Source organism: Nocardia sp. NPDC057227 (assembly GCF_042669725.1).
GTDB lineage: Bacteria > Actinomycetota > Actinomycetes > Mycobacteriales > Mycobacteriaceae > Nocardia > Nocardia asteroides_A.
This window is the reverse complement of the sequence record NZ_JBHUXA010000052.1, coordinates 1-2,740: the sequence shown is the minus strand read 5'-3', so window position 1 is coordinate 2,740 and position 2,740 is coordinate 1. Positions and strand designations below refer to the sequence as shown.

Annotated in this window: 3 protein-coding genes; all 3 read left to right on the top strand. The window is 69.4% G+C overall.

The genetic code is table 11. The features are described from left to right. Positions 1–436: 436 nt before the first annotated feature. The gene (locus ACFUJ1_RS34190) at positions 437–2,029 is read left to right on the top strand and encodes an ATP-binding protein (RefSeq protein ID WP_378651450.1); all 1,593 of its coding nucleotides are present in this window, start codon (positions 437–439) and stop codon (positions 2,027–2,029) included. Continuing rightward, complete coding sequence (locus ACFUJ1_RS34185) at positions 2,029–2,454, top strand: roadblock/LC7 domain-containing protein (protein WP_378651449.1); 426 nt, start codon at positions 2,029–2,031, stop codon at positions 2,452–2,454. Before ACFUJ1_RS34190 ends, ACFUJ1_RS34185 begins: the two co-directional genes overlap by 1 nt. Then, a partial coding sequence (locus ACFUJ1_RS34180; RefSeq protein WP_378651448.1) for a DUF742 domain-containing protein occupies positions 2,451–2,740 on the top strand: 290 nt, incomplete at its 3' end. The genes ACFUJ1_RS34185 and ACFUJ1_RS34180, both read left to right, overlap by 4 nt.

Sequence of the window (2,740 nt, the reverse complement as noted above, 5' to 3'; positions counted from 1 at the left end):
AGGCCCGCCCCCCCCCCAACCCACTTTCGGCCGGACCCGGCGCGGGGTCCGGCCGATCGGTGTTTCCCAGGGGTTCGCGGGAACCGTACCGTAGATGCCGCAATTGTTCCGGGACGGACCGATCGAGACTTTTTCGTGATACTGCTATCGTGTGCCACATCGTCGGGTTCCGTGTGGCCGGACAGCCCCGTCCAGGCTGGTTGTCATGGGTGAAAAAGACCTGACGGCAAGGGCATTGCACGGTGTGCCCGCTGAGTGTGTCGAAGGCGTTGCTGGCTCGGTGGCGGAAGGCGGTGATCGTGAGACGAGGTAGCCCCTCTCGCGTCGGCCCCACCCCTGCCCAGCCGCCGCCCCCGCCGCCCGCCTCCGGGTAGCTCGCCCGGCATCGTGTGCGTCCGATCCCTCGATCCTCGAGTCCCTCAACACGAGAGAACTGATGAATCCAGATTTCGCCCTGGTGCTTCCATGGATCGTCGCCGTCGTCCTGGTCGCGGCGGTGTCGATCTACGCGGTGCTGGTGGTGCGCCGCAGACAGGCCCGCATCGATGCGCTGATCGCCGAGCAGCGCCTGCACGAGGAGGCGCTGGAGCGGCTCGCCGCCACCACGCTACCCACCGTCGCCGAGGCCGTGCGCCGCTTCGAGCAGAGCCAGCCGCCCACCGTCGAGGTGCCGCCCGCGCTGGAGGACACCCGCTTCGCGCAGTGCCTGCGCTGGACCGCCGAGCGCTACGCCGACGAACTGCGGCTGCTGCAGTCCGAGACCCGCGAGCAGTCCGCCCGCGACGGCGAGGAGAAGTCGCGGGTCGCCGTGCAGTCCGCCGAGGAGGCGGTGCGGGAGCGGTTGTCGAGTTCGGCGCGGGATGCCACGAGTGGTGCGGTGCGGTCGTTCGGTACGTCGGTGGTGAGTTTGGGTGCCGATGTGAGTCAGGTCGTGTCGGCGGCGTTGCGTGAGCATCGTGATGACGAGGTGTATGCGACGTTGACGCGGATCGATCATTCGGTGCAGCAGATGATCAGGCAGGCGCAGTCGTATGTGATCGTGTGTGGTGGTTTGCCTGGTCGTCGGTGGCCGTCGCAGTCGTTGACCGATGTGGTGGGTGGTGCGACGGGGCGGGTGCGGGATTATCTGCGGGTTCGGTCGAATCAGTTGGATCGGATGGTGATCTCGCGGGCGGTGGAGCCGTTGGTGCATACGCTGGCGACGTTGCTGGACAATGCGTTGCGGTATTCGCCGCCGACGTCGTATGTGGATGTGGGGTTTCAGGAGGGGCATCACGGGGTGACCGTGATTGTGGATGATGCGGGTGTTCGGATGAATTCCGAGCAGATGGAGGAGGCGCGTCAGGTTCTGGCGGGGGAGCGGTCGGTGGATATCCATCAACTGGGGCCGTCGCCGAAGGTGGGTTTCCCGGGTGTGGCCGCGTTGGCTCGGCGGTATGGGTTCACGGTGTATATCGATGGGCCGAATGCGTATGGCGGTATGCGGGCCATGGTCTACATCCCCGAGGCGCTGCTGATCACCCCGCCGCAGGCCGCGCCCGAGCCGTTCGAGGCAGCGCCCGAGCCGGTCGCCGCCGGGGCCGTGCGCAACGGCAACGGCAGTGGTGGCGCCGACCGGTTCGGCGCGCAGCCCGCCCGGTCCGAGGCCCCGGCCGCCGCCGTCCGTGCCGAGCCGCCGGTGAGCGCCGTCCGCGCGGAGCCCGCGGTGAGCGCCGTCCGCGCGGAGTCGCCGGTGAGCGCCGTCCATGCGGAGTCGCCGGTCAGCGCGGTCCGTGCCGAGGCGCCGGTCGCGCTGCATTCCGAGCCCGCACCCGCCGACGACGACGAGGAGCACACCTTCTCGGTGCACGAAATCACCAGCGGCGGGCTGCCCAAGCGCCGGAGGCGGGCCGTCGCGCCCGCCGTCGGGGCGAGCGGTCCGCGGACCGATCCCGGGTTGGCGCGGCCGGATATCGCGGCGGCGTGGCAGTCCGGTTCCAAGAGCGGCCGTGCCGCCGCATCCGAACAGACGGAAGGGACGACATCCTGATGGGCACACCGAACGTGACCGACAGCAGCAACAAACTGGGGTGGCTTCTCGAGGATCTCGAGGTGCCCGGGGTCCGGTTCGCGGTGCTGTTGTCCGATGACGGGTTGCGCATTGCGCACAGTGCGGGGATTTCCAAGGATGATGCCGAGCGGTTCGCCGCGGCGGCGTCGGGGTTGCGGTCGCTGGGCAAGGCGCTCGGGGAGTTCTGCGGGACCAGCGGTAACACGGTGCGGCAGAACATGACCGAGTACGACGAGGGCATGATCATGATCACCGCGGCCGGCGAGGGAGCCCTGCTCGGGGTGGCCACGACCGCCGACCTCGACGTGGGGCTCGTCGCGCACCGGATGAACGAGCTGGCCGCCCGGGTCGGGCACGAGCTGGCGAGCGCCCCGCGGCGGAGAGACGACGGCGGCCTGCAATGACCCGCCGCGATCCCGACCTGGTCCGCGCGTACGTCCGCACCAGCGGCCGCACGCGCGCCACCCGCGAACTGGATCTCGTCACCCTGGTGACCGCGGCGGCGGACGTGTCGCCCGGCGCCACCCCCGACGCCAAGCGCGTCATGTCGCTGTGCAGCCGCAGGGGTTCGCTGTCGATCGCCGAGGTGGCTGCGTATCTGGATATGCCGCCGTCGGTGGTGAAGATCGTGGTGTCGGATCTGCTCGACAGTGAGCATCTTTCCAGTCCGCGGCCGTTGGAAGCGGTGCC